A 22,895-nucleotide genomic window follows, 5' to 3' on the forward strand; every position below is an offset into this window, starting at 1 on the left:
CGCTACTTCGCTCGGTACCTGTGCTCCGGGCGGCCGGTGGTGCCGTAGCTCAGGGTCATCTCCACCAGGCCGCGGCCGGCGAGGCCCGAGAGGTAGCGCTGCGCCGTCGCACGCGAGATGCCCGCCCGCTCCGAGACCTCGAGGGCCGAGAGCTCGGCGCCCGACTCGGACAGCCGCGCCAGCACGAGCTGCTCCGTCGCCGAGCGCGACGGCTGCGTGGCCGCCGCGTCGCCCGAATGCAGGATGCGCAGCGCCCGCTCCACCGCCTCCTGATCGGCGACCCGGTCCTCGCGCAGCACGTTGCGGAAGCGCACGTACGCGTCGAGGCGCTCACCGAGCAGCCGCGCGTCGAACGGCTTGATCAGGTAGCCGAGAGCCCCGGCATGCAGGGCCTTCCGCACCGTCGCGCCGTCCGAGGCGGCGCTCACCACGAACGCGTCCGTCTCCAGCTCGCGCAGCAGCGCGATCCCGCTCTGGTCCGGCAGGTGCACGTCGAGCAGCAGCAGGTCCGGCGCGTGCTCGAGCACCGCCGCCCGCGCCGCCCGGGCGGTGTGCACCGGCGGCAGCGCCCGCAGGCCCTGGCGGGTGTCGACCAGGTCGGCGTGCAGCTGCGCCACCCGGAAGTCGTCGTCGACGACGAGCACGGTGCGCTCCTGCTGATCCGGGGTCATCGGTCCTCCTCCTCGAGCGGCGACTCGTCAGGCAGCTCGTCCTCCGGCGGCAGCACCGCGCCCGGCAGCCGCGCGCAGAGCACCGCCCCGGAGGACTCGCCACCGGCGTCCGCCAGCCACACCTCGCCGCCGCGCCGCGCCGCGACCTCGCGGCAGAGCGGCAGCCCGAAGCCGCGGCCGTGCACGCGATCGTCGTCCTCGTCCACGGCGCCCGGTCCGCGCGCGAAGAGCGACTCCGGATCCGCGACGCCGTCCCCCGAGTCGGCCACGGTCACGAACAGCGTGCCGCCGTCGTCGAGCAGCTCGACCTCGACGAACCGCACGTCCCGGCTCCCCTCGACGGCCGCGCGCACCGCGTTGTCGACGAGATTGCCGACCACCGTCGCGACGTCCTCCGGCTCGATCACCGTCCCGCGCACCAGCGTCTCCTCGCCGAGGGTCAGCAGCACGCCGCGCTCGGCCGCCTCGATCCCCTTCGCACCGACCAGCGCCTGGAGATAGGGCTCCTGCAGCCGGTCGGCGTGCTGCACCGGGTACTTCAGCGGCCCGCGGGTCAGCACCTCGTCGAGGTACTCGCGCGCCGACCCCGTCCGGCCCGCGTCGAGCAGCCCGGCCACCACGTGCAGCCGGTTGGCAAACTCGTGCCGCTGCACCCGCAGCGCGTTGGTCATCGCGCCGACCGCGTCGAGGCGCCGGCTGAGCGCGGCGAGCGCCGTCCGGTCGCGCAGCACCACCACGACGCCGAGATCGCGGTCGCCGCGGGTGACCCGGCGGATGTCGACGTAGACGATGCGCGAGCGCACGACGAAGCCCTCCTCGCCGGCGCTTCGGGCGGGCTCGCTCGAGGCGAGGGCCGCCGAGATCGCGTCGGCGAGCGGCTGCGGCAGCCCGAGGTCGGCGAGCGCTCGGCCGTGCAGCGCGCGCCCGGTGGGATCCTCCGAGCCGAGGATCGCGGCGGCGCGCGCGTTGCAGACGCCGACCCTCCCGTCGCGGTCCAGGGCGAGCACCCCCTCGTCGACCCCGTCGAGCACGGCGGCCTGGTCCTGCACCAGCGCGGTGAGCTCCTCCGGGGCGAGCCCGAGGGTGAGCCGCAGCAGCCGGCGCCGGATGAAGACCGAGGCGACGGCCGCGAGCACCAGCCCGGCGAGCGCCGCCGCGAGCACCCCCAGCAGCGCGGTCGGCAGATCGTCGAAGACGCTGGAGCGGGCGAAGCCGATGCTCACCTCGCCCACCACGCGCGCGCCGTCCGGCCCGTAGACCGGTACCTTCGCCCGCGCGGACTCCCCGAGCGTGCCGGTGCCCCAGGACACCGACTCCCGGCCGGCGAGCGCCTCCTCCGCACTCGTCGAGACCACCTCGCCGAGCCGCTCGGGGTCGGGGTGGGCCAGCCGGATCCCGCGGTCGTCGGTGATCACCACGAAGAGCGCGCCGGTGCGCTCCTCCACGGCCTCGGCGGCGGTCTCCAGCGTCCCGCCCTCCAGCTCGGCGCGCGACGGCACGGCCGGGTCGGCGGAGGACGCGGCGACGGCGTCGCGCACGTCGGCGTCCTCGGCGACGGTGCGGGCGATGGCGAGCGCCGTCTCCTCGGCCTCGCCCTGCAGCTGCTGCACGCTGAGCGCGGTGACGAGGCCCGCGCAGACCAGGACGGCCGCGGTGACGGTCGCGAGCTGCAGCACGAGCACATGGGTCGCGAAGCGCATCGGGCCTCCTCGCCGGGTGCTGATCGAGTCGACCGGACCGGTCGCGCTGCGCAGAATGCGCAGAACCCACACTATGCGCAGATCGCGCGCTAATGAGCGATACCCGGGCCGGGCGGCCGGGGCTGCCTAGTGTGTCCACGACCTGGAGAGCCCGCCGCGGGATCCCGGACGCACGACGACGAAGGAGTCAGCAGTGTTGGTAGTACTCGGATTCACGATGATCCTGGCCTTCATGGCCCTGATCATGACCAAGCGGCTCACGCCCATGGTCGCCCTGATCGTCGTCCCGACGATCTTCGGGCTCTTCGCCGGCGCCGGTCTCGGCATCGGCGACATGGTGCTCGAGGCGATCGGCAGCCTCGCCCCCACCGCCGCCCTGCTGATGTTCGCGATCATGTACTTCGGCATCATGATCGACGTCGGCCTCTTCGACCCGCTGATCCGCTTCATCGTCCGCGCGCTCGGCGACGACCCGGCCAAGGTCGTCCTCGGCACCGCGCTGCTGGCCGGCGCGGTCTCGCTCGACGGCGACGGCTCGACCACCTTCATCGTGACCACGGCCGCGATGCTGCCGATCTACCTCCGCCTCGGGATGAACCCGGTCGTCCTCACCTGCGTCGCCGGCCTCGCCAACGGCACGCTCAACATCGTCCCCTGGGGCGGCCCCACGGTGCGCGCCGCCGCGGCGCTGCAGGTCTCGCCGAGCGAGATCTTCGTGCCGATGCTGCCCTCGCTCGCGGTCGGCCTCGCCGTCACGCTCGTCTTCGCCTGGTTCCTCGGGCTCGGCGAGCGCCGCCGCCTCGGCTCGCTCGCCCTGGCCGAGCCGATGCTCGAGCAGGAGCTCGTCAACGCCGGCCGCGGCTCGTCGGCCCGCTCCGGAGCCCGCACCGGCGGCCTCGCCGCCCTCACCGGCGGCATCCGCACCGTCGCCCGCGAGCGCTTCTCCTTCCTCCGCGGCCCGGAGTCGCTGCGCGGCGCCCAGGTCGCCGTCGCCGCCCGCGTCCAGGCCGACGACGCCGACACCGCGATGGCCGACACGATGCTCGACCCCGAGCGCGAGACGCTCCGCCCGAAGCTGATCTGGGTCAACCTCGTGCTCACCCTCGCCGTGATGACCCTCCTCGTCGCCGACATCCTGCCGCTGCCCTACGTCTTCATGGTCGGCTCCGCGGTCGCGCTGCTGATCAACTTCCCGAAGATGAAGGACCAGGCGTCCGAGATCGTCAAGCACGCGCCGAGCATCGTCGGCGTCGTCTCGATGGTCCTCGCGGCCGGCGTGCTGATCGGCGTCCTCAACGGCACCGGCATGGTCGACGCGATGGCCGAGTGGGTCGTCGACGTGATCCCGCCCGCGCTCGGCCCGTTCCTCGCCGTGATCACGGGCGTGCTGAGCATCCCGATGACGTTCTTCATGTCGAACGACGCGTTCTACTACGGCATCCTCCCGGTGCTCTCCGAGAGCGCCGCGCAGTACGGCATCGACCCGGTCGAGATGGCCCGCGCGTCGATCACCGGCCAGCCCGTCCACCTGCAGAGCCCGCTGGTGCCGGCGATCCTGCTGCTGGTCTCGCTCGCCGCGGTCAACCTCGGCGACCACCACCGCAAGGTCCTCTGGCGCGCGGTGATCGTGTCGCTGGTGATGCTCGCGGTCGGCGTGCTGGTCGGCGCGATCCCGTTCGGCTGATCCGGGGACCTGGCGTCAGCCCAGCAGCGGCGCCAGGTTCTCCGTCCACACGTCGAAGCCGAGCTTCACGATCAGCGCCCCGACCACCACGAGGAACGCGATCCGGATGAACCGGCTGCCCTTCGCGACCGCCATCCTCGAGCCGAGGTAGGCGCCCGCCACGTTCGCGAGCCCCATGAACAGCCCGAGCACCCAGATCACGTGGCCGCCCGGCACGAAGTACAGCAGCGCACCGAGATTCGTCGCGACGTTGACGATCTTCGCCTTCGCGCTCGCGAGCAGGAAGTCGTAGCCCAGCGCCGTGATCAGCGCGATGATCAGGAACGTCCCCGTCCCCGGCCCGATCAGCCCGTCGTAGAAGCCGATGACGAGCCCGAGCACCCCCGCGGTCACCAGGTGCCGCCGCCCGGCGTGCTTGAGCGCGGTGACGCTGCCCATGGCCGGCCGCGCGATCGTCACCACGGCCACGACGATCAGCGCGACGACGATGATCGGCTTGAACACCGAGGCGGGCAGCAGCCCCGCGAGATTCGCTCCCCCGTAGCTGCCGGCCAGCGCCACCGCCGCCATCGGCAGCGCCGTCCGCAGGTCCGGCCTCGCCCGCCGGTAGAAGGTGATCGCGCTCGTCGTCGTCCCGAAGATCGAGGCGAGCTTGTTGGTCGCGAGCGCCTGCACGGGCGAGATGCCCGGCACGAGCAGCAGGGCGGGGAGTTGGAGCAGGCCGCCGCCGCCCACCACCGCGTCGATCCAGCCCGCGGCGAACGCGGCCAGGATCATCAGCAGGATGACCGGGAGGGCGAGGTCCTCGGTGAACGTCAGCATCGGTCGGAAGCGTACGCGGCCGCCGCCACCCCCTCGACCCGGGCGGCGCGCCACCCTAGGGTCGGCGGCATGCGATTCGGACTCTTCATCCCCCAGGGCTGGCGCCACGACCTCGTCGGCATCGATCCCGCCGACCAGTGGCGCACCATGCGCGACCTCGCCCAGCACGCCGACGCCGGCCCGTGGGAGTCGGTGTGGGTCTACGACCACTTCCACACCGTCCCGGTGGTGACGGAGGAGGCGACCCACGAGGCCTGGACGCTGATGGCCGCGTTCGCCGCCGCCACGTCGCGGGTGCGGCTCGGCCAGATGTGCACCTGCATGAGCTACCGCAACCCCGCGCACCTCGCCAAGATCGCCACCACCGTCGACATCGTCTCCGGCGGCCGCGTCGAGATGGGCATCGGCGGCGGCTGGTACGAGCACGAGTGGCGCGCCTACGGCTACGGCTTCCCGCCGATCGCCGAGCGCCTCGGCCGCCTCGACGAGGGCGTCCAGATCATGCGGCAGGCCTGGACCGAGGGCGTCTCGACCCTCGACGGCCGGTACTACCAGGTGGACGGCGCGGTGAACCGCCCGCTCCCCCTGCAGGACGGCGGGATCCCGCTGTGGGTGGCCGGCGGCGGCGAGAAGGTGACGCTGCGCATCGCGGCGCAGTACGCGCAGTACACCAACTTCGCGGGCGCTCCCGAGGCGTTCGAGCACAAGAGCGCGGTCCTCCGCGGCCACTGCGAGCGGCTCGGCACCGACTACTCCGCGATCACCCGGAGCTCCAACTACAACGTGATGATCGCCGAGACCGAGGCGGAGGTCGAGAAGGGCCTCCAGCGCCTGGAGCAGCGCGTCACCCCCGCCCTCGGCGCCGAGGCGGCGGCGGCGTTCGTCGCCGAGTACCGCAGCCCCGACGCGCTCGCGGTCGGCACCCCCGCGCAGATCGTCGACCGCCTCGGCGACATGCGCGAGCGCGGCATGGACTACGCGATCACGTACTTCCCCGACGCCGCCTACGACCGCTCCGGCCTCGAGCTCTTCGAGCGCGACGTCGTCCCGCACCTGTCCTGAGGCACTGTCGATCCGTCGCGAACGGCTCCCTCCCTGCGGGTGAGACGACCGTTCCCGACGGATCGGCAGCGCGCCTACGCCTCGCCCGCGCGGTCCGCAAGTCCCTGCGTCAGGGCGGGCCGCCCGCCTACGGTCGAGGCATGGACGCACAGGACATCCGCTGGAACGACGAAGCCCGCGACAAGATCCTCGAGGACTCGGACAGGGTCCTCCGGGAGGCGGTGCTCGACCTCGCGAAGACCAAGGAGGGTGAGCCCTGGGAGGACGTCTTCGCAGAGCTGAACGCACGGCTGAAAGATCAGTTCATCGACTTCGAGCCCGGCCCGGACCTCCGCAAGTACGCCGAGGCCGTCTCCGCGGGGGAGATCGAGTCGTGAGCACCGACGACGACACGGCCGGCCGCACCGAGGACCCGGCGCTCGCCGACGACCTCGCCTCGATCCGCGCCGTCGGCGAGGGCCGCCGCGGCGACGCCGCCGACGAGTCGGACGTCGACCACGGCGACCCGCAGGCCGTCGAGCAGGTCGAGCAGGAGCTCAAGGGCGGCCTCGACCTCGACTGACCGGTCGCAGAACGCAGAAGGCCCGCTCCCCCGTTGAGGGAGCGGGCCTTCTTGCGTTTGCGGGCGACTACGCCGAGAGGCGCTCGTAGTCGGTGTAGCCCTCGGCGCCGCCGCCGTAGACGGTCTCCTGGACGAGCTCGTTCTCGGGGTGCCCGCCCTGCCAGCGCTCGACGAGGTCGGGGTTGGCCATGACGGGGCGGCCCACCGCGACGGCGTCGGCGTGGCCCTCGGTGATCAGTGCGGTCGCCTCCTCGCGGGAGGTCGGGCTGCCGAAGCCGCTGTTGGCGACGAAGACGCCGCCGAAGCGGGTGCGCAGGTCCTGGACCAGCTCGCCGGCGGGCTCGGCGTGCAGGACGCTGAGGTAGGCGAGGCCCAGCGGCGCGAGGCCGTCGACGACCGCCTCGTAGGTGGCGCGCACGTCGGCCTCGTCGGTCTCGACGACGTCCTGGATGTTGTGCGCGGGCGAGAGGCGGATGCCGACGCGGCCGGCGCCGATCTCCTCGGCGACCGCCCGGGTCACCTCGATCACGAACGCGGCGCGGGCGGCGGGGCTTCCGCCGTAGGCGTCGGTGCGGACGTTCGAGACCGGCGAGAGGAACTCGTGCAGCAGGTAGCCGTTGGCTCCGTGCACCTCGACCCCGTCGAAGCCGGCGTCGACGGCGCGGCGGGCACCGGCGACGAACTCGTCGCGGACCGTGGCGAGCTCCTCGGTGGTCAGCGCGTGCGGCACCGGGAACGGCTTCTTCTCGCCGCTCGGGACGCGGACCTCGCCGTCGATGGCGACGGCGCTCGGCGCGACGATGCGGTCGGTGCCGGTGACGTCGGTGTGCGTCACGCGTCCGCCGTTCATGACCTGCATGACGATGCGGCCTCCGGCGGCGTGCACGGCGTCGGCGACGCCCTTCCAGCCCTCGGCCTGCTCGGCGGTGACGATGCCGGGCTGGCCCGGGTACGCCTTCGACTCGGCGCTGGGGAAGACGCCCTCGCTGATGATCAGGCCGAGCGAGGCGCGCTGGGCGTAGTGCTCGGCGATGAGGGCGCCGGGGACGCCCTGCTCGTCGGCCCGCAGGCGCGTCATCGGCGCCATGACGAGGCGGTTCGGCAGGTCGAGGTCGCCGGCGGTGAGGGGGGAGAAGGGATCCACGGATCGCCTTTCGATCGGAGAGCGGGGGGAGGGCGCGTCACCGTTCCCGGGACGCACCCCGGAGGCAACGGCGCCCGCGCCGCGCGCATTCCGCCTCCCGGCGTTCTCCCACCCGCGATGCGCCGGGCGGCCACCGCCCTCAGGTCGAGAGGAGCGTCGCGCGGAACATGCTGGTCGAGTAGCCGCGGAGCGGCGTATCGAGACCCGCCGTCACCGACAGGGCGGTCTGCAGACTCGCCCTCTGACGCTGGTGGATCTACTTGGAAGAGACGCCCGCAGCATGCTGGTCGAGTAGCCCCGCAGGGGCGTATCGAGACCCTCCGTCACCAGCAAGGGCGGGTCTGCAGACTCGTCTGCGGACGACGGTGGATCTACTTGGAAGAGACGCCCGCAGAACATGCTGGTCGAGTAGCCCCGAAGGGGCGTATCGAGACCCACCCACCCCAAGGACGTCGGTCTCTTCCCCGCCCCGCGGTGGCGCCGGAGGCGCCCCCTCCGCTCGATACGCCCGCGGAGCGGGCTACTCGATCAGCAGGTGGACCCCGTTCCGCGACCATCGTCTTTCCCCTCGAGGACAGCCCTCGCTCGGGTGACACCCGGGCTGTCTACACTCGGGAGGCGAACGACGAGGGAGTGCGCGATGCCGAACGAATCATCCCCGACGAGGGCCGCGGTCCGCCGGGGCGCCCGCCGATCGCCGATCGCAGCGCTCCTCGCCGTGCTCGCCGCCGCCGCTCTCGCGCTCGTGCCGGCCGCCACCGCAGCCGCCGAGCCTCCCGCGACGCTCGGCTCCTCCGTCGTCCTCGACTCGGCCGGAGTCCTCAGCTCCGCGGAGATCGGCGACATCGAGGCCGCCTCCGCCCGGCTCTACCAGGACCACAGCGTCCAGCTCTTCGTCGCCTACGTCGACACCTTCACCGGGACCACCGGCGACGAGCGCTGGTCGGACGCGACCGCGGAGCTCAACGGACTCGGCACGAACGACGTCCTCCTCGCCGTGGCGGTCGAGTCCCGGCAGTACCAGGTGTCCGTCGACAACGGCTTCGCCCTCGACGCCGGGCAGGTCTCCGCGCTGGAGACCGACGACATCGAGCCGCAGCTGGTCGACGGCGACTGGGCGGGCGCCGCGGTCGCCGCCGCCCAGGGCATCGGCACCCGCCTCGACGCGCCGAGCGCGGGCCAGGCGCTCGGCTCCGGCCTCCTGGTCGTCCTCGCCGTGCTGGCAGCGCTGGTCGTCGTCGGCGTGATCGTCTGGCTCCTCGTCCGCCGCGCGCGCCGCCGAAAGGCCGCCGAGGCGGTCGAGGCGTCGATCGACGAGCTCGCCACCCGCGCCGGCTCCGCCCTCGTCCACGCCGACGACGCCGTCCGCACCAGCGAGCAGGAGGTCGGCTTCGCGGAGGCGCAGTTCGGCTCGGACGCGACCGGCCCGTTCCGCGAGGCGCTCATGACCGCCAAGCGCCTCCTCGGCGAGGCGTTCGCCCTGCAGCAGCGACTCGACGACGCGGAGCCGGAGACCGACCAGGAGCGCCGCGACGGCTACGGCCGGATCCTCCAGCTCTGCGCCGACGCCGAGCAGGTGCTCGACGAGAAGGCGGAGGCCTTCGAGGAGCTCCGCGCCCTGGAGAAGAACGCTCCGGAGGTGGCCGCCCGCCTGACCGCGCGCACCGCGGAGGTCCGGGCCCGCCTCTCCCCCACCCGGGCCCTGCTCGCCGATCTGTCCACCCGCTACGCCCCCACGGCGATCGACGACGTGGAGGACGACGCCGACCAGGCGGAGGACCGCCTCCGCTTCGCGGCCGACCAGGTGACCGAGGCGCAGGCGGCCCTCACCGCCGGCGACTCGGGCCGCGCCGCCGTGCTCCTGCGCGCCGGCCAGCAGGCGGCCGAGCAGGCCTCGGGCCTCCTCGACGCCGTCGCCACCCGCTCCACCGATCTGCAGGAGGCGGAGCGCACCCTCGCGGGGCGCGTCGCCGAGATCCGCGCCGACGTCGCCCAGGGCCGCGCGATCGTGGCGGCGGGCGACTCCGCCGACGCCGCGAGCGCCCCCCTCGTCGCCAACGTGCAGTCCGCGGTGTCCACGACGGAAGCCGCCCTCGACACCGTCGAGCGGGACGCCACCGCGAGCCCCCGCGACCCGCTCGCGCTCCTGGAGCGATTGACCGCGGCCGACGCCACCATCGACGCCGCGGTCGGCGGCTACCGCGACGCCCAGGCCCAGCGCGAGCGCCAGCGCGCCGCCGTCTCCGCCGAGATCGGCGCCGCTCGCAGCCGTGTCTCCGCCGCCGAGGACTTCATCGCCGCCCGGCGCGGAGCCGTGGGCTCCCAGGCGCGCACCCGCGTCGCCGAGGCCGCCCGCTCGGCGGAGTACGCCGCGCAGATCGCGGCCACCGACCCGGCCGAGGCGCTCGCCTCCGCGCAGCGCGCCTCCGCCCTCGCGCAGCAGGCACTGCAGGCCGCCCGCTCCGACGCGAGCGCCTACTCGGCCCCCGGGATCGGCGGAGGCGGCGGCTACGGCGGCAACACGACCGGCGCCTTCCTCGGCGGCATCCTCGTCGAGTCGCTCCTCGGCGGCGGCGGAGGACGACGCTCCGGCTACCGCTCCGGCGGATTCGGAGGCGGCGGATTCGGGGGCGGAGGCGGCTTCGGCGGCGGCGGCTCCCGTCGCTCCTCCGGCGGCGGTTTCGGCGGCGGTGGCGGCGGCGGCCGACGCGGCGGCGGCGGACGCTTCTGACCATCTCCGCACCACCCGCACGATCCGAAGACCCCGACCACAGACCCCGGGCCCGCATCCGCTCGGCCCCCGCCCGCAAGCACCTCACCCAAGGAGAGACAGCATGGCCCAGAAACAGTCGATCTTCGGCCGCATCGCGCAGCTCGCGAAGGCCAACATCAACGCGCTCCTCGATCAGGCCGAGGACCCGCAGAAGATGCTCGACCAGATGGTGCGCGACTACACCGACAGCATCCGCGACGCCGAGGCCGCCATCGCGCAGACCATCGGCAACCTGCGCCTGCTCGAGGACGACTACCGCGAGGACGTCCAGAACGCCGACGAGTGGGGCGGCAAGGCGCTCGCCGCGAGCCGCAAGGCCGACGAGCTCCGCACCTCCGGCAACGTCGGCGACGCCGACAAGTTCGACGCGCTCGCCAAGGTCGCCCTGACCCGCCAGATCCAGTCAGAGAAGGAGGCGAAGGACGCCGAGCCGACCATCGCCTCGCAGACCGAGGTCGTCGACAAGCTGAAGTCGGGCCTCAACCAGATGCGCGAGAAGCTCAACCAGCTCTCGTCCAAGCGCGACGAGCTGATCGCGCGCTCGAAGACCGTCGAGGCGCAGTCGCAGGTCCAGGACGCGATCAAGAGCATCGACATCATGGACCCGACCAGCGAGGTCAGCCGCTTCGAGCAGAAGATCCGTCGCGAGGAGGCGCGCGTGCGCGGCGCCGAGGAACTCGCCTCCTCGAGCCTGGACGCGCAGTTCGAATCGCTCGAGGACCTCGGCGAGATGACCGAGGTCGAGGCGCGCCTGGCCGCGCTCAAGTCGGGCCGCCCGCAGGACTCGATCGGCTCCTGACCGCGCGGGGAGCTCCGGGCCGATGATCCCCTGGTCGGCCCGGAGATCTCCTCATCGCATGCCCCTGTCGGCATGCCTCTCGAAGACTGGCAATCGCCCTGATGCGGGGCCGCGCGGCACCCCATAGTGTTGACCTCGGTCGCCCCGGAACCCGGTTGGCCGCAGCCTCGTCCGGCCCCTACCGACGCGGTGAACACCATGAGCGGACCCGGACCTCCCGGGGATCGCTCACCGAGCGGCCGTCGACGAGGACGGCCACCCCGAACGAGCGAGGCGCCGATGAGCACCCCCACCGCACTGTCCGACGGAAACACCCCCTCCGCCCCCCGGGTCGAGGCCACCCCCCGGGTCCAGGCCTCCCCCCGCGTGATCCGCACCCGCCCCCGCGGCGAGGGCAACACCAACCCCACGACGGAGTACTCCGGTCTCCTGAGCACCGTGCGCGACGCCGGGCTCCTCCGCCGCCGCCGCGGCTTCTACTACATCCTCTTCTCCGTGCTGACGCTCGCCCTCGGCGGCATCGTCACCGGCTTCGTCCTGCTGGGCGACTCCTGGTTCCAGCTGCTGCTCGCGGCGGCCCTGGGCATCGTGCTCACCCAGTTCGCCTTCCTCGCCCACGAGGCCTCGCACCGTCAGGTGTTCGAGTCCGGCAAGGCCAACGACGTCGCCGGGCGCACGCTCGCGAACCTCGTCGTCGGCATCAGCTACTCCTGGTGGATGAACAAGCACAGCCGCCACCACGCCAACCCGAACGTGCTCGGCAAGGACCCGGACATCGTCCGCGACGTCGTGTCGTTCACCCCGGAGGACGCGGCCCGCTCGCGCGGCGCCTACGCCTGGCTCACCCGCCGCCAGGGCTACGCCTTCTTCCCGCTCCTGCTGCTCGAGGGCATCAACCTGCACCTGCACGGCTTCCGCACCGTGTTCGGCAAGGGCAAGGTCGACAAGCGCTGGGTCGAGATCTCGATGCTCGTCGCCCGCGTCGGCCTCTACCTCGCCGTCGTCTTCTGGGCGCTGCCGCTCGGGATGGCCTTCGCCTTCGTCGGCGTGCAGATGGGCGTCTTCGGCCTCTACATGGGCGCCTCGTTCGCCCCGAACCACAAGGGCATGCCGATCCTGCCGAAGGAGGCGCGCGTCGACTTCCTGCGCCGCCAGGTCCTCACCTCGCGCAGCATCCGCGGCAACTGGTTCAACGACTACTTCATGGGCGGCCTGAACTACCAGGTCGAGCACCACCTCTTCCCGAACATGCCCCGCCCCGCCCTGCGCGAGGCCCAGGTCATCGCCAAGGAGTACTGCGCGACCCACCAGATCCCCTACACCGAGACCTCGCTCCTCGAGTCGTACGGCATCGTCGTCCGCTATCTCAACCGCGTGGGCCTCTCGGCCGGCGGCGACCCGTTCGACTGCCCCGCCGCCGGCGCCTACGGGCGCTGAGCCCCAGAGGGCACGCCCCGAGCCCCGGGGCACGACGAAGGCCCTCCCCTCCGATCCGGAGCGGGAGGGCCTTCGTCGTTCAGCGGGTCAGTTCGCGGAGCAGAGGATGAGCGTGCTCGACACGTTCGCCGCGGTCTTCGAGCCGGTGCCCGTGTAGCCGGCGGGCAGGGTCGAGACGGCGTTGAGCCCGAACGCGACCGAGATCGAGAGCGTCGTGCGGAACGTGATGGTCGCCCCGGCCGGCAGAGCCGCCGTCAGGGTGATCTGCCGAGACGTGCTGCTCAGCACGGCGACGTCCGCCGTTCCCCCCGAGACCGAGAAGACGCCGATGTTCGCGACGCCGGAGCCGACGACGGTGACGATCGTGCCGATCGGAAGCGGCTCCGTCGGTCCGGCGGTCAGCGTGAAGCCGGGGCCGATGACGCCCAGGACGCCGCAGGTGCCCCGGAGGACGTAGGCGCCGAGGTCGACGTTCGACGCCGCGGCGGACGGGGTGGCGACGGCCACGGCGACGACCGGCACGGTCCACGCGGCGGCGGCGGTGACGGAGCGGCGGGTGACCATGCGGTCGGAGTCGGAGCGGGGCGAGGAGTGGTGGGTCACGGGCGTGGCCTTCCGGTCGAGGAGCGCGGGATGCGGCGCCACACCGGCGACGGTGACGGGTGGTCCGGCTCGATCGTCGCGAGACGCCCGGTCGGGCGCCAGCGCGCGGAGCCTGTCCCCCGTCAGTGGGAGGGAGCCCGAACGCAAGGGGTTCCCGGCGGGTCGGCGGCGTCCTAGCGTTGCCCCATGAGCAGCTCCGAGAACGACATCGAACAGACCTCCGTCGACCCCGCGGAGACCTCCGGCACCGCCGGCACCGGCAACGCCGCAGGACTCGACGAGGTGGGCAGCCCGTCCCCCGACGGACCCGACGGCGTCGACGCCGCGGGCGAGGAGCAGAACCCGCCCCTGCCCGACTGGGGACCCACCGACGGCGTGCACGGCACCGACGCGGAGACCGCCGACGGCACCGACGCCTCCGGCACCGCCGGGCACTGAGCGCCACCCTTCCAGGGCCCTCGCGCCTCCCCTCCGGCACTGCGCCGGCCGGGAAGCGCGGGGGCCCTCCGCCGTCCCTCCGTGTTCGCCGGAACGTCGCCGGAGGCCCTGCTCGACGGCCCTACACTGGCGCAATGCAGCCGAACGAACGCGCCCTCCGGGTGATCTCCTACAACCTCCGGGAGCACCGCGCGCACGGCGAGATCGCCCCCCTCGCCGCCCGTCACGACGTCGACGTCCTCTGCCTCCAGGAGTGCGACACCACGAAGCTCCCCCAGGAGCTCGGCGATCTGCGGCTCGCCTCGGTGACCGCGCGCAACCGCCTCGGCCTCGCCGTCTACTACTCGCACGCCCGCTTCGAGCTGCTCGGCAGCGCCGCCTTCGAGCTCAGCAAGTCGATGCACGACCGCGTGATGTCCCCCGCTCATGAGCGGCTGCTCGCCGTCCGGCTCGAGGACCGCGAGGGCGGATCGATCGCCGTCTCCTCCTTCCACGCCGCCCCGCTCTCGGCCGGCAACGCGCTGCGCCGCAAGCAGATCGGCGAGGCGCTGGACCGTCTCCGCGAGTACGCCCCGGAGACCCCGTCGCTGATGGTCGGCGACTACAACTACCCCTGGTTCTTCCGCGGGCTCGACCGCAGGATGACGCAGAACGGCTACCTGGTGTCGCGGAGCGATTCTCCGACCTACGCGCGCTACCGCTACTTCAGCGGCCACTTCGACTTCGCGATCAGCGACGCCGTCCGCATCGAGCGGGTCTCGACCCTGCCGCAGGGCGTCTCCGACCACCTCCCTGTGCTGGTCGACGCCCACTACGACGTGCGCGCGGCATGACCGGTCGGGCTCCCCGGGGCTGCCTCGGTAAACTCGTCGAGTGACGACCCTGATCCTCGCCCGGCACGGAGAGACCGTCTGGCACGCCGAGAACCGCTACGCGGGCTCCTCCGACATCGCGCTGACCCCGCTCGGCCAGGACCAGGCGGCGACGCTCGCCTCCTGGGCCGTCGACGCCGAGCTCGACGCGGTGTACTCCTCCACCCTCGTCCGCGCCGTGCGGACCGCGGTGCCCGCCGCCCGGGCCGCCCACCTCGAGGTGCAGCTCGACCCCGCGCTCGTCGAGGTCGACTTCGGCCAGGGCGAAGGGCTGACCAACGCCGAGATGGAGAAGCGCTTCCCCGACGAGTACCGCGCCTGGGTGGCCGCTCCCGCCATCCAGCCGATGCCCGGGGGCGAGTCGGGGCTCGACGCCGTCGCCCGCGCCAACACGGCGCTCGCCCGCATCCACCGCGAGCACCCCGACGGACGCGTGCTCGTCGTCGCGCACGGCACCCTCATCCGCCTGCTGCTCTGCGCCTACCTCGGCATAAACCCCGAGACCTACCGGCACACCTTCCCCTCGGTCGACAACGTCTCGCTGACGACCCTGCTCTGGGACGAGACCGGGGTCGGCCTGCTCGGCTACAACGTCCCGCCCGTGCAGAAGCAGCGGCGCTCGAGCTGAACGCCGTTCCGCCCGCCCGGGTGAGCGCGGGGTCGATCGGACTCGTGCTCGGCTCGATCGCGAGCGTGCAGCTCGGCGCGTCCTTCGCCGTCCTGCTCTTCCCCGCCGCCGGCCCGATCGGCACGGTGACGCTGCGCCTGGTCTTCTCGGCGCTGGTGCTGCTGATCGTCTGCCGACCGCGGATCCGCGGCTACTCGCGCTCGGACTGGGCGACCGTCGGCGCGTACGGCCTCGCCCTCGGTGGGATGAACGCCTGCTACTACGAGGCGATCGCCCGGATCCCGCAGGGAGCGGCAGTGACGCTCGAGGTGCTCGGTCCGCTGGTGCTGTCGGTGATCGCCGGGCGGAGTCTCGTCAGCCTGCTCTGGGCGGCCCTCGCCCTCGGCGGCGTCGTCGTGCTCTCGCAGGGCGGCTTCTCCTCGCTCGACCCCGTCGGCGTCGCGTTCGCGCTCGGCGCCGCCGCGCTGTGGGCCACCTACATCGTCTTCGCCGGGCGCACCGGCGGGCGCTTCCCGCGGCTGGACGGGCTGGCACTCGCACTGACCGCCGGAGCGATCGTCTCGCTGCCGTTCGGCATCGCCACGGCCGGGCCCGCGCTCGTGCTGCCGCCGGTGCTGCTGCTCGGGCTCGCGGTCGCCGTGCTGTCCTCGGCGCTGCCGTACGGGCTGGAGCTGCTCGCGCTGAGACGGCTGCGCTCGTCGACCTTCTCGATCCTGATGGCGCTGGCGCCCGGCGCCGCGGCGCTCTCGGGGTTCCTGGTGCTGGGCCAGCGGCTGACCGTCGTCGAGGCGCTCGGCATCGCCCTGGTCGTCGCGGCGAGCGTCGGCGCGGTGCGCACCGCCCGTCGGACCTGAGGCGCCGGGTCCGTCGCGGAACGACGGACGTCGGAGGCCAGGCCGGGGGCGCGGGAGCCGCCCTTTCGGGTCGGGCGGCCGATCGGACCAGGTCACCGTACGCGAGTTGTCCCCGGCCTGGTCTTCCTCCGACCGTACTGAGCGCCGCCCGGCCCGCCTAGCTGTCGCAGACGGCGCGGCCACAACGGGGGTCACTGCAGGTGCCGGCGCGCCGGCGCCGGGTCTCGATACGCCCGCTGCGCGGGCTGCTCGACCAGCACGATCCTTCATGGCTGCCCTCGAACATGCTGGTCGAGTAGCCCCGAAGGGGCGTATCGAGACCCACCGTCGCCAGCACGGCGGGTCTGCAGACTCGCGTTCTGACAGTGGTGGATCTCGATACGCCCGCTGCGCGGGCTACTCGATCAACATGGATCTTTTGTTAGGCTAACTATGTGACTTCCGCCGACATCGATCTCCCCGCCCTCGCCGGCGAGACGCGCGTCGCGGTCGGCCGGCTCGGCCGCCGCCTGCGCCAGGAGAAGGCGGAGCACGAGCTGAGCGACGCGCAGTTCGGCGTCCTCGCCCTCCTGCACCGCGAGGGCCCGCGCACCCTCGGCGAGCTCGCCGAGGCGGAGCGCGTCCGGCCGCCGTCGATGACCCGCACCGTCGGCTGCCTCGCCGACGACGGACTCGTGGAGCGCCTCCCCGACCCGACCGACGGCCGCGTCACCCGCATCCGCGCGACCGCGCGCGGCTCCGAGCTGGTCCTCGACGTCCGGCGCAGCCGTGACGCCTGGCTCATCGCCCGCCTCCGCGAGCTCGATCCCGCCCAGCGCCGGCTGCTGCACGACGCCGCCGCGCTCCTTCGCGAGGTGGCCGACCGATGAGCGCGATGTTCCGCTCCCTCGCGGTCCCCAACTACCGGATCTGGTTCGCCGGTGCGATGGTCTCCAACATCGGCACCTGGATGCAGCGCACGGCCCAGGACTGGATCGTCATCAACGATCTGACCGACCACGACGCGACCGCGCTCGGCGTGACCATGGCGCTGCAGTTCGGTCCGCAGCTGCTGATGGTGCCCTTCTCCGGCTTCATCGCCGACCGCTTCGACCGCCGGAAGCTCCTGATGGCGACGCAGGCCGCGATGGCCGTCCTCGGCCTCGCGCTCGGCCTGATCGTCGTGACCGGGATCGTCCAGCTCTGGATGGTCTACGTCTTCGCGCTGCTCCTGGGCTTCGCCGCCGCGATCGACGCGCCGGTCCGCCAGACCTTCGTCTCGGCCCTCGTCGAGGAGCGCGACCTCTCCAACGCCGTTTCGCTCAACTCGGCCTCCTTCAACTCCGCGCGGATGATCGGCCCGGCCCTCGCGGGCGTGCTGATCGCGGCCGTCGGCTCCGGCTGGGTCTTCCTTCTCAACGCCGCGAGCTTCGTCGCCGTGCTCGTCTCGCTGCGCTTCCTGCACCGGGAGCAGCTGCGCTCCGCCCCCCGCGCGACCCGCGGACCGGGCGCCCTGCTCGAGGGCTTCCGCTACGTGTCGCGGCGGCCGGACATCCTCGTGGTGCTCTCGATCGTCTTCCTGATCGGCACCTTCGGCCTCAACTTCCCGATCTTCGCCTCGACGATGGCGACGGTCGAGTTCGACATGGGCGCGAGCGAGTTCGGCCTGCTCTCCTCCGCCATCGCCGTCGGCTCGGTCGTCGGCGCCCTGCTCTCCGCCCGGCGCGACCGCCCCCGGTTGCGCCTGATCGTGGGCGCGGCCGCGGCCTTCGGTATCGCCCTCGCCCTCGCCGGCCTCATGCCGACCGTCTGGGCCTTCGCGCTCCTGCTGCCCTTCGTCGGCATCGCCGCGCAGACGCTGATGACCTCGGCGAACGGCTACGTGCAGCTCTCCACCACCCCGGAGATGCGCGGTCGAGTGATGGCGCTCTACATGGCCATCTTCATGGGCGGCACCCCGATCGGCGCCCCGCTGATCGGCTGGGTCGCCAACGCCTACGGCCCGCGCTGGGCGATGCTGGTCGGCGCCGCCTCCGGCGCTCTGGCCGCCGGCGTCGGCCTCGGCTGGTACCTGCGCACCCGCCGCCGCGCCCGTGCCGGCGAGCCCGCCGCCCAGGAGGAGGTCGCCCTCGTGACGACCCCCGCCCTCACGCCTCGCGCGTGATCTCCGAGCGACCCAGCTCCTCCACGGAGTGCGGATCGCGCTTACGAACTCCTGCGCTGGGCGGCGCGCTCCGCCGCTTCCTTGATCAGCCGGTACTGCTCCGGCGAAACGGAGTCCCCTATCCGGCGAGCATTGTCCCTTCCAGCGAGCGGTCGTACGGCCGAGAACGCTGCCGCACCATGGATATCAAGGTGGGATCTGTTGTGAAGGTGAAGTTTCGACTCTCTGGTGAATGCGCGCCGGAGTGGTTGCGACAGGATTCTCGGAACCCACTCGTTCCGATCCACCTCCGTCACTAGTAGCTGGCGCTCGATACCACGAGTGACCGATGCCGCCACCCAGTCGGCGAATTGGATGTTCGCGCTGAGCAGACTGTCCACGTGCATCGGTGGCTCCACGATTCTTCTCATCTCCGCATGATCGCCGGCGCGCCCCAGTATGTGGCTGTACATGCGAGGAAGCCGCTTCGCTCGATCCTTCTCGTTGATCTGGTCGATCATCACGAGGAGTTGCTCGTTCTTCCGCTCAGCGAAGGTGCAGAGGCGATTCAGTGCCTCCCTCATCGCAAGGGCCTCTCGCTCGTCCTTGTCGAGCCGGGTCTGCTTAGGAGTGCCGATCGGTTTCTCGTCGGCGTAGTAGAACAGCGTGCCGCCGAGCTTCTCCCGCAGAATCCGCACCAGACCGGCGAAGACGCGGATCTGATCGGGGTAGTGCTGTGCGGTGAAGGAGTGGAAGATCACGGACCCCTTCTTCTCCCATCGCCCCGGATGCTCCGCGTCAGCGATCTCCGGCGCGAAGATGATTCGCTTCTCCCGATCGAACAGCTGACCGAAGCGGCGGGCGTTCCGATCAGGCACGACGAAGCCGGCATATCCGAAGGCCGGACTCGTACGAAAACGCGCGTCTGCCTTCGACACGAACGCGCCGGTCTCGCCTATCTCATCGATGTACGCCAAAAGCATGCGACCATCCTGGCGTTAACGCAGAAGCCCACGCACATGGCGTGGGCTTCTCGAATTGGCGCTCCGAGGAACTCTTTCATCCCCTGCTACCGGCCGCAACGATACCACCCGTCTGTGACGTTTGCCATCACATCGCGCGAACGTCAGTTCATGCAGGCCGTTCTGGCGCGAATCACGTCATCCGTGCACGCGGCACTCGTCGGAGGGCGAGCTGAGCCGAGTCGCGCCGCAGGCGATCACGACGCAGAACATCGCCGCCCTCACGCCTCGCGCGTGATCTCCACCCGGACGAACAGCTTCGAGGAGTGCGGCCCGGCGTAGACGCCGCGGAGCGGGGCGATGTCGTTGTAGTCGCGGCCGCGGCCGACGATCACGTGCCGGTCGCCGATGTCGATCAGGTTGGTCGGGTCGTAGCCGCGCCAGGCGCCGCCGCAGAACCACTCGACCCAGGCGTGCGACTCGCCGACGACGGTCTCGCCGATCGCCGCGTTCGGCTTGGGGTGCAGGTAGCCGGAGACGTAGCGCGCCGGGATGCCGGTCGAGCGCAGCGCGCCCAGGACGATGTGGGTGATGTCCTGGCAGACGCCCTCGCGGGCGGTCCACGACTCGGTCGCCGTCGAGTGCACGCCGGTGACGCCCTGGCGGTAGGTCATCTCGCGGCCGATCGTCTCGGCGATCGACAGGGCCGCGTCGCACGGGCCCTCCGCCGCGTCGGCCAGCCGGCGGGCCAGCTCGACGAGGTCCTCGGGCGGAGCGGTGCGGTTGGTCTGCTTGAGCTGCTCCACGTACTCGGTGAGCGTCTCGACCTGGTCCGCGAGCTGCTCCCAGCCGACCGGGTGGTCGGGGTGCGCCTTCGGGCGGATCTCGACGAGCGAGGTCGCGGTGAGCGAGAGCTCCTGGTGCGGGTCGAGCACGTCGAAGGACGAGACCCGGGTGCCCCAGTAGTCGGTGTAGGTGTGCGCCGAGGTGACCGGGCGGATGACCAGGTTGGACGAGAGCACCAGCTGCCCGTCCGAGGACGCCGGGAGCATCCTCGCCTCGTTGTAGGACGCGACGACGTCGCCCCGGTAGGTGAACCCTGTCGTGTGCGTGATGCGCAGCCTGCTCACAGCGCCTCCCCGATCCAGCTCGGCATGACGTTGGTGGGGAAGTAGCGCTGGCGGATCGCCTCGGAGGCCGACGAGGTCGCCTCCTGCACGCTGTCCATGTGCCGCGGGAGGTCCTCGAGGATCTCGGCGATCGGCCGGTACTCCAGCTCGCTGCGGATCTGGCCGAGCACCCGCTGGGCGTCGCCGGTGTGGCCGACGCGGCCGGTGCGCGGCTCGATGTCGCGCATGCACATCTCGGCGCGCGAGACCGAGAAGAGGATCGAGCGCGGGAAGAGGCGGTCGAGCAGGAGGAACTCCGCCGCGTTGCGCGCGCTCGGCACGCCGCGGTAGGTGCGGAGGTACGCCTCGTACGCCCCGCAGGAGCGCAGGATCGTCGTCCAGGACGGGCCGCTCGCCTCGGTCAGCGACCGGGTCGCCAGCAGCCGGGCCGTCATGTCGGCGCGCTCGATCGAGCGGCCGAGCGTGAAGAACTGCCAGGCCTCGTCGCGCGAGGTGGCCGACTCGATGATGCCGACGGCGAGCGCCGAGCGCTCGCGCACCCAGCCGAAGAACTCCGACACCCGCTCCCCCGTGACCCGGCGGGGCATCCGGGTGCGCGTGGTGTTGAGGCACTCCCACAGCTCGGTCGAGACGATCTCCCGCGCGCGCCGGGCGTTCTCGCGGGCGGCGCCGAGCGAGTAGGCGATGGAGGCGGGGTTCGTGCGGTCGATCGCGAGGATGGTCAGCACATCGGCGCGGGTGACCTCCGCCATGTCGTCGGGGGCGGTGGAGCCCATCACCGACAGCAGGGAGCGGCAGGCGGTGTCCTCGTCGATCCACGGGTCCTCGAGCAGGAGCTGCAGGTGGACGTCGAGGATGCGGGCGGTGCCGTCGGACCGCTCGATGTAGCGGCCGATCCAGAACAGCGACTCGGCGATCCGGGAGAGCATCAGGCGTCCTCCCCCGCGGCGAGCGTCTGCTGCTGCTGCTGCTGGTCCTGGTCGTGGTTGGCCGCGTCCTGCGGCGACTGGTCGGGCGTGTGGTTCAGCGGGTAGACGATCGGGATCGAGCTGGTCACCGCGGCCTGGTCCTCGACGAGTCCGGAGATGTCGTGGGCGTCCGGCTCGGTGAGCGGCGCGCCCTCCAGGCCGACGACCCAGGTGTCCTTCGAGCCGCCGCCCTGCGACGAGTTGACGACCAGCTGGCCCTCGGGCAGCGCCACGCGGGTGAGACCGCCGGGCAGGACCCAGATGTCCTTGCCGTCGTTGACCGCGAAGGGGCGGAGATCCGCGTGCCGCGCCCGCATCCCGTCGTCGACCAGGGTCGGGATGGTCGAGAGCTGCACCACCGGCTGGGCGATCCAGCCGCGCGGGTCGGCCTGGAGCCGCGAGCGCAGCTCGGCCAGCTCCTTCGCCGAGGCGGCCGGCCCGACCACGAGGCCCTTGCCGCCGGAGCCGTCGACCGGCTTCACGACGAGCTCGTCGAGGCGGTCGAGCACCTCCTCGAGCGCACCCGGATCCTCCAGGCGCCAGGTGTCGACGTTCTTGATCACCGGCTCCTCCGAGAGGTAGTAGCGGATCAGGTCGGGCAGGTAGGTGTAGACGAGCTTGTCGTCGGCGACGCCGTTGCCGACCGCGTTCGCGATCGTGACGTTGCCCAGGCGGGCCGCGAGCATCAGACCGGGCGAGCCGAGCATCGAGTCGGCGCGGAACTGCAGCGGATCGAGGAACTCGTCGTCGACGCGGCGGTAGATCACGTCCACGCGGGTGGGCCCGGAGGTGGTGCGCATGAACACCTTGCCGCCGGTGCAGAAGAGGTCGCGGCCCTCGACCAGCTCGACGCCCATCAGGCGCGCGAGCAGGGTGTGCTCGAAGTAGGCCGAGTTGTAGACGCCGGGGGTGAGCACGACGACGGTGGGGTCGTCGACGCCCTCGGGGGCGGAGGCGCGCAGGGCCTGGAGGAGCCGGTTGGGGTAGTCGCCGACCGGCCGCACGCGCATCGAGACGAACAGCTCGGGCAGCGTCTGGGCCATCACCCGGCGGTTCGAGATGACGTAGGAGACGCCGGAGGGCACGCGGACGTTGTCCTCGAGGACCCGCCAGTCACCGACCTCGTCGCGGATCAGGTCGATGCCGGACACCTGGATCCGCACGCCGTTGGCCGGCTCGATCCCGGCGGCCTGGCGGTGGAAGTGGCTGGAGCTGGAGAGCAGTGCGGCGGGGATCACGCCGTCCTTCACCGCGTTCTGCGGGCCGTAGACGTCGGCGAGGAAGGCCTCGAGCGCGCGGACGCGCTGCTTGATGCCGCTCTGCACCTCGTTCCACTCGGCGCTCTCGATCACGCGCGGGACGGCGTCGAGCGGGAAGGGCCGCTCCTCGCCCGCGAAGTCGAACGTCACGCCCTGCGCGAGGTAGGAGGAGGCGAGCGCATCGGTGCGACCGCGCAGCTCCTCCTGCGTCATCCGCGCGAGCGAGGAGTAGATGTCGCGGTACGAGTCGCGGACGCCGGCGGGGCCGCTCGTCGCCGCGACATCGGCGAACATCTCGTCCCAGGGTGAGGCGCCCGTGCGGGGCCGCTCGACCTTCTGGGACCCGTATCCGTCGAAGAGGTCACCCATGGCACGACTCTAGTGCGGGGCAGATTGCGGGGATGT

The 22,895-nt window shown here is 72.2% G+C and carries 22 protein-coding genes; 13 read left to right on the forward strand and 9 right to left on the reverse strand.

The features are described 5' to 3' along the window. Window positions 1-2: 2 nt before the first annotated feature. Together HQQ86_RS05380 and HQQ86_RS05385 are read right to left on the reverse strand one after the other, a co-directional pair. A complete protein-coding gene (locus HQQ86_RS05380) occupies window positions 3-671 on the reverse strand; it encodes a response regulator (protein WP_173287033.1) in 669 nt (222 codons plus the stop codon). Beyond that, entirely contained in the window at window positions 668-2,371 is a 1,704-nt protein-coding gene (locus HQQ86_RS05385; protein WP_173287035.1) for a sensor histidine kinase, read from the reverse strand. The genes HQQ86_RS05380 and HQQ86_RS05385 overlap by 4 nt, the downstream gene beginning before the upstream one ends. 217 nt (window positions 2,372-2,588) lie before the next feature. Here HQQ86_RS05385 and HQQ86_RS05390 point away from each other — a divergent pair, with 217 nt between their 5' ends. Continuing rightward, entirely contained in the window at window positions 2,589-4,055 is a 1,467-nt protein-coding gene (locus HQQ86_RS05390; RefSeq protein ID WP_173287037.1) for a CitMHS family transporter, read from the forward strand. A 15-nt stretch (window positions 4,056-4,070) separates the two neighbouring features. Here the strand turns inward: HQQ86_RS05390 and HQQ86_RS05395 are convergent, their stop codons facing one another. Further along, on the reverse strand, window positions 4,071-4,877 hold the full coding sequence (locus tag HQQ86_RS05395) for a TSUP family transporter (protein WP_173287039.1): 807 nt from the start codon (window positions 4,875-4,877) through the stop codon (window positions 4,071-4,073). A 69-nt stretch (window positions 4,878-4,946) separates the two neighbouring features. Here HQQ86_RS05395 and HQQ86_RS05400 point away from each other — a divergent pair, with 69 nt between their 5' ends. From HQQ86_RS05400 to HQQ86_RS05410, 3 genes are all read left to right on the forward strand, one after another. After that, a complete protein-coding gene (locus HQQ86_RS05400) occupies window positions 4,947-5,939 on the forward strand; it encodes an LLM class F420-dependent oxidoreductase (protein WP_173287041.1) in 993 nt (330 codons plus the stop codon). Window positions 5,940-6,079: 140 nt separating this feature from the next. Beyond that, on the forward strand, window positions 6,080-6,316 hold the full coding sequence (locus HQQ86_RS05405; RefSeq protein WP_173287043.1) for a hypothetical protein: 237 nt from the start codon (window positions 6,080-6,082) through the stop codon (window positions 6,314-6,316). Next, the gene (locus HQQ86_RS05410; protein WP_173287045.1) at window positions 6,313-6,501 is read left to right on the forward strand and encodes a hypothetical protein; all 189 of its coding nucleotides are present in this window, start codon (window positions 6,313-6,315) and stop codon (window positions 6,499-6,501) included. Before HQQ86_RS05405 ends, HQQ86_RS05410 begins: the two co-directional genes overlap by 4 nt. A 67-nt stretch (window positions 6,502-6,568) precedes the next feature. Here HQQ86_RS05410 and HQQ86_RS05415 read toward each other — a convergent pair whose 3' ends face one another. Continuing rightward, window positions 6,569-7,645, reverse strand: coding sequence for an alkene reductase (locus HQQ86_RS05415; protein WP_173287047.1), 1,077 nt, complete (start codon window positions 7,643-7,645; stop codon window positions 6,569-6,571). Between the two features lie 640 nt (window positions 7,646-8,285). Here HQQ86_RS05415 and HQQ86_RS05420 point away from each other — a divergent pair. The 3 genes from HQQ86_RS05420 to HQQ86_RS05430 all read left to right on the forward strand — a co-directional run bounded on the left by HQQ86_RS05420 (window position 8,286) and on the right by HQQ86_RS05430 (window position 12,654). After that, window positions 8,286-10,376 carry a TPM domain-containing protein gene (locus HQQ86_RS05420; protein ID WP_173287049.1) on the forward strand — a complete coding sequence of 697 codons (2,091 nt, stop codon included), beginning with the start codon at window positions 8,286-8,288 and terminating at the stop codon, window positions 10,374-10,376. 103 nt (window positions 10,377-10,479) lie between these two features. Continuing rightward, entirely contained in the window at window positions 10,480-11,217 is a 738-nt protein-coding gene (locus HQQ86_RS05425; RefSeq protein WP_173287051.1) for a PspA/IM30 family protein, read from the forward strand. A gap of 279 nt (window positions 11,218-11,496) precedes the next feature. Beyond that, window positions 11,497-12,654 carry an acyl-CoA desaturase gene (locus HQQ86_RS05430; RefSeq protein ID WP_173287053.1) on the forward strand — a complete coding sequence of 386 codons (1,158 nt, stop codon included), beginning with the start codon at window positions 11,497-11,499 and terminating at the stop codon, window positions 12,652-12,654. A gap of 87 nt (window positions 12,655-12,741) precedes the next feature. Here HQQ86_RS05430 and HQQ86_RS05435 read toward each other — a convergent pair whose 3' ends face one another. Then, window positions 12,742-13,299, reverse strand: coding sequence for a hypothetical protein (locus HQQ86_RS05435; protein WP_173287055.1), 558 nt, complete (start codon window positions 13,297-13,299; stop codon window positions 12,742-12,744). Between the two features lie 144 nt (window positions 13,300-13,443). Between HQQ86_RS05435 and HQQ86_RS05440 the strand changes: the two genes are divergently transcribed. The 6 genes from HQQ86_RS05440 (at window position 13,444) to HQQ86_RS05465 (ending at window position 18,192) form a co-directional block, all read left to right on the forward strand. Further along, window positions 13,444-13,695: a hypothetical protein gene (locus tag HQQ86_RS05440; RefSeq protein WP_173287057.1), complete on the forward strand. Its 252-nt coding sequence runs from the start codon at window positions 13,444-13,446 to the stop codon at window positions 13,693-13,695. A 134-nt stretch (window positions 13,696-13,829) separates the two neighbouring features. Next, window positions 13,830-14,528, forward strand: a complete 699-nt coding sequence (locus tag HQQ86_RS05445; RefSeq protein ID WP_173287059.1) for an endonuclease/exonuclease/phosphatase family protein — start codon at window positions 13,830-13,832, stop codon at window positions 14,526-14,528. Window positions 14,529-14,568: 40 nt separating this feature from the next. After that, window positions 14,569-15,195, forward strand: coding sequence for a histidine phosphatase family protein (locus HQQ86_RS05450; protein WP_160087451.1), 627 nt, complete (start codon window positions 14,569-14,571; stop codon window positions 15,193-15,195). Between the two features lie 20 nt (window positions 15,196-15,215). After that, the gene (locus tag HQQ86_RS05455; RefSeq protein WP_367948550.1) at window positions 15,216-16,049 is read left to right on the forward strand and encodes a DMT family transporter; all 834 of its coding nucleotides are present in this window, start codon (window positions 15,216-15,218) and stop codon (window positions 16,047-16,049) included. A gap of 434 nt (window positions 16,050-16,483) precedes the next feature. Beyond that, entirely contained in the window at window positions 16,484-16,918 is a 435-nt protein-coding gene (locus HQQ86_RS05460; RefSeq protein WP_367948551.1) for a MarR family winged helix-turn-helix transcriptional regulator, read from the forward strand. After that, entirely contained in the window at window positions 16,915-18,192 is a 1,278-nt protein-coding gene (locus tag HQQ86_RS05465) for an MFS transporter (protein WP_173287061.1), read from the forward strand. Before HQQ86_RS05460 ends, HQQ86_RS05465 begins: the two co-directional genes overlap by 4 nt. A gap of 41 nt (window positions 18,193-18,233) precedes the next feature. Here the strand turns inward: HQQ86_RS05465 and HQQ86_RS05470 are convergent, their stop codons facing one another. From HQQ86_RS05470 to HQQ86_RS05485, 4 genes are all read right to left on the reverse strand, one after another. Continuing rightward, entirely contained in the window at window positions 18,234-19,154 is a 921-nt protein-coding gene (locus tag HQQ86_RS05470; protein ID WP_173287063.1) for a DUF3800 domain-containing protein, read from the reverse strand. Window positions 19,155-19,414: 260 nt separating this feature from the next. Continuing rightward, window positions 19,415-20,263 (reverse strand): transglutaminase family protein, encoded by an 849-nt coding sequence (locus tag HQQ86_RS05475; protein ID WP_123734958.1) that lies wholly within the window; start codon window positions 20,261-20,263, stop codon window positions 19,415-19,417. After that, the gene (locus HQQ86_RS05480; RefSeq protein ID WP_173232240.1) at window positions 20,260-21,192 is read right to left on the reverse strand and encodes an alpha-E domain-containing protein; all 933 of its coding nucleotides are present in this window, start codon (window positions 21,190-21,192) and stop codon (window positions 20,260-20,262) included. Before HQQ86_RS05480 ends, HQQ86_RS05475 begins: the two co-directional genes overlap by 4 nt. Then, window positions 21,192-22,859, reverse strand: coding sequence for a circularly permuted type 2 ATP-grasp protein (locus HQQ86_RS05485; protein WP_173287065.1), 1,668 nt, complete (start codon window positions 22,857-22,859; stop codon window positions 21,192-21,194). Before HQQ86_RS05485 ends, HQQ86_RS05480 begins: the two co-directional genes overlap by 1 nt. Between the last annotated feature and the right edge of the window lie 36 nt (window positions 22,860-22,895).

The sequence above is a fragment of the Rathayibacter sp. VKM Ac-2857 genome, from assembly GCF_013205025.1.
Taxonomy (GTDB): Bacteria; Actinomycetota; Actinomycetes; order Actinomycetales; family Microbacteriaceae; genus Rathayibacter.